The sequence below is a fragment of the Acinetobacter sp. genome, assembly GCF_045628685.1.
GTDB lineage: Bacteria > Pseudomonadota > Gammaproteobacteria > Pseudomonadales > Moraxellaceae > Acinetobacter.
On the sequence record NZ_JAZQPV010000012.1, the window covers coordinates 1 to 3405 of the forward strand.

3 protein-coding genes are annotated in these 3405 nt (G+C 37.2%); all 3 read right to left on the bottom strand.

The window, feature by feature from the left end; genetic code table 11:
* Positions 1–212 precede the first annotated feature (212 nt).
* The 3 genes from ACKI4H_RS02085 to ACKI4H_RS02095 all read right to left on the bottom strand — a co-directional run bounded on the left by ACKI4H_RS02085 (position 213) and on the right by ACKI4H_RS02095 (position 3266).
* Positions 213–1112 (bottom strand): alpha/beta fold hydrolase, encoded by a 900-nt coding sequence (locus tag ACKI4H_RS02085; RefSeq protein ID WP_407303523.1) that lies wholly within the window; start codon positions 1110–1112, stop codon positions 213–215.
* A gap of 24 nt (positions 1113–1136) precedes the next feature.
* Entirely contained in the window at positions 1137–2699 is a 1563-nt protein-coding gene (locus tag ACKI4H_RS02090) for a DUF2306 domain-containing protein (protein ID WP_407303525.1), read from the bottom strand.
* A 123-nt stretch (positions 2700–2822) separates the two neighbouring features.
* Positions 2823–3266, bottom strand: a complete 444-nt coding sequence (locus tag ACKI4H_RS02095) for a winged helix-turn-helix transcriptional regulator (RefSeq protein ID WP_407303526.1) — start codon at positions 3264–3266, stop codon at positions 2823–2825.
* Between the last annotated feature and the right edge of the window lie 139 nt (positions 3267–3405).

The following is a 3405-nucleotide window of genomic DNA, read 5'->3' on the forward strand; positions in this document are numbered from 1 at the left end:
GTGAAGACTGCTAACATTGAAAAAAGTTTCATTTTGATTAAAAATTGATCAATTTTATTGGCGGAATATATCAAAACTGTTCATAAAAAAACCGACTTGTTTCCAAGCCGGTTTTTTGCTGTTTTTGAGGTCGGTCAAAAATTTTTAACTATATGAAAAACAAAGGTTTTATGAAACGCGTTTCGTATAAGCGCCATTATGTTAAATAGGGTTTAATTATGCTTCACATTCATAGTGAAATGACGAATAGCTTGTGCAACCTCAATTGGTCTGCTCAGTGGTGCCCAATGTGACGCATCAACAAAAGATTCTGTATGTTGACTAGCCCAATTCTTAGTATCTTCAAATAATCGAGGTGGTAGAAAAGGGTCTTGTTTTGCAATCAGTGTGTGCACAGGCACTTCGGTACTCGTTTGTTTAGCCAATAAAACATGTTGTAAAAGATTGGCTCGATAAATCCCTAAATAACGAATAGCATCATTTTCCAAACCTTGATTTTTTTGATAGATAATATTTCCCTCACCTTGAGTTACTAATGTTTTCATTAACCAAGCACCTAAACCGCTACGCCACATGATCTCAGGCAAAATAGGTAAGGCGAAGAAGGTCATTAAGCTATTACGTGCTAGTTGATTCAGCAGTTGCCATAAGTTCTTTGGGGTCGGCTTGAATAAGCGTTTGCGTAGATATACACCTACTTGTTCCAAGCTAGGTGCCATGGTGGTGAAAGAAGCAATACGTTTAACTCCCTCAACATCACGAATTGCATTCCAGCCATAAATTCCGCCCCAATCATGTCCAATCAAATGAACCTTTTGATTTGGGCTGACGACATCAATGACTGCAAATAAATCTTTTAGTAAGTAGTTAAATTTGTAATGCTGGAAGCCTTTAATATGGGTTGACTCAGCACAACCTCGCATATCAAAAGCCACTACATAAAAATCATCTTTAAGTGCTTGCGCCACTTTTTCCCAAAAGATTGCCCGATCTGGAAAACCATGCACAAAGACTAATATTTCTTTTGGTTGTTCAATGGTGGGGGGTTCACCCCAGGTATAAATGGCAATTTTTACATTTTCAGAATGTGCGAATACCTTAGGCTTTGACATTTTTTATCATCCAATCATTAAAATTCAGTTATATTCACGCGTTGCTTGTCCAAATATGACATAGGCAAAAGCAAGGAATAGTAAGGCAGTACTAAAACCGACAGGAATAACAAATCCCTGGCCTGCCGTTAAATAATCGGGTGGAATGGATAAGAAACTAAGAATGAATAATGTCAGCAAAAATATTGCTGAAAATGGCAATAAACAAAGTAAAAAAACTAAGCTCTCTTTCATATAAGCTAGACTTTTAAGTTGAACTGCAGTCAAGAATGCTAGACCAAAAATGAAAATTAAAGCGCCATAGACGCTATACATCGTGCCGCCTGAGAAAATGATGTTGTATGGTTCAAGCCCAATATTCCAGCCAAAATAAACCGATACACTCCCTGCAATGACAGCCGAAATTGCGAGCGTTTTACTCATGATTTTGACTTGATGAGTTAAGACATCACTGCTCTTCATTTTGAGTAATGTATTCAATACATGAATTCCCAATAGCAAAGCGACATTTAAGCTAAAAACGAAAATTACATTGAAGGTAGGTAGTGAACTTAAAATAGTGTATTCACGCTGAATCAGCATTTGAGGAAGTAATTTCTCTGCATAACTTAGATCTTTTAAGCCTAGACTTATCACGAAATAATAAATATTTGCAGCGATAATCAACAGTGCTAAAGAATATAAAACAGGTGTGAATCGATTAAAAATTTGACTTGTACGCTCAGCAAAGGGATGCGGTTTGCGTTGTCTCATGGGACGTAAATATTGTCGATTGATAAGTATCAATCCATAACCAATTAAAATTGTTTCCGGTAGCATAATGCCCATCGTGACCAAGTTTAAGGTCTCTTGATCAATCGTTGGGAAAATGGCAGCGAGCAATGCCCAATCCCAACGCAGCATTGGTGCGACCATCAAACAGGAAAATGATGCTGCCATCCATGCTTGATGCTCAAATATTCTTTTTTTCTTTAATGTTAAAACAGCCATTGCAATAGATAGTAAAGACAACACACCAAACACCCAAAGCGCAATCCAAGCAACAAGATGGTCATAAATATGATGTGGTGCAGTATTGGCAAGATACAATAATGAAGTAATAACCGAAATCGGAACTGTAATCAGATAAATTGCACCAATTATTCGATGCAATTTCATGTATTTTTTACGGAAAGTGGGCCAAAATTGTAGGCTTCCCAAAAGCATACAAAAGCTTCCTAGCAGAATATGAACCAGCATTAAAATCTGATTGTATTTCGGCATCGTAGTGTAATAAACACTATGTTGCACTAAACGAGATTCACTGAAGCGAGACACCTCACTCAGTTTTGAAAGTCCCCAAAGTTCAAGACCAAAGGGCTTCATATTTTCGAGTGTAGGATTTGCCTGGATATTTTTCACATGGGTTTGCATTTGCTCTGCAGCATGGTCTGTCGTAAACGGCAGTAAAAAGCGCCCTGTTCCCTCACTTAAAGCGACAACCCCAGCAATCATCATTGTTACGGCAATAATGAATATAAAAATCACAGCTGTAAATTTTCCAAGAAAATGAACTGAGGATTGATTTATATTTTTATGAATGTTCATTTCAGTCGCCTAGATTAGGGGGCTAATTAGATAGATTATTTTGATTATCAGCATGATGAATATTAAGTTCCTTTTTGGAACTTAATAAAGAAAAAAAAGTAACTCTCAGTTCATCTATATTTTTTAATTTAATTTGGGAACTGTATTTGCTCTTGTTAATACTTCCCCACAACACTGGCATTTCATGATTAATCCAGTTTCATGACTACAGCTTTTGTGAAAATACGTGACTACAGGATATTGCTTATTCTCATTCATCCACTCATTTCCCCAAGAGGTGAATGCCAAAATCACTGGATATAAAGCAAGTCCACGCTCAGTCAGTTTATATTCATATCTTTCAGGCAATTGTTGATAGAGACTTTTTTCAATAATTTTATGCTCAATTAACCGGTTTAAGCGTTCAACTAAAAGATGGCGTGTCATTCCAAGCTGGGTTTGAAAATCATCAAAGCGATGCGTATGCATGAATGCATTACGAATAATCAGTAATGTCCAGCGATCACCTAAAATTGATAAACTGCGAGCAACTGGGCAGCTTACTTCGGATAATTCGCTCCATTTCATATGCTTTTCTCCACTTACTTAATAAAAGTATAAATTCCTAACATAATTTTTTTTGTACCAAAACCCAGCATGATGTACGTGACCGGCGATCGCTTCAGCGACGACTTCACCTTCCGCCGCGCCAACAGCTTGAACCGCT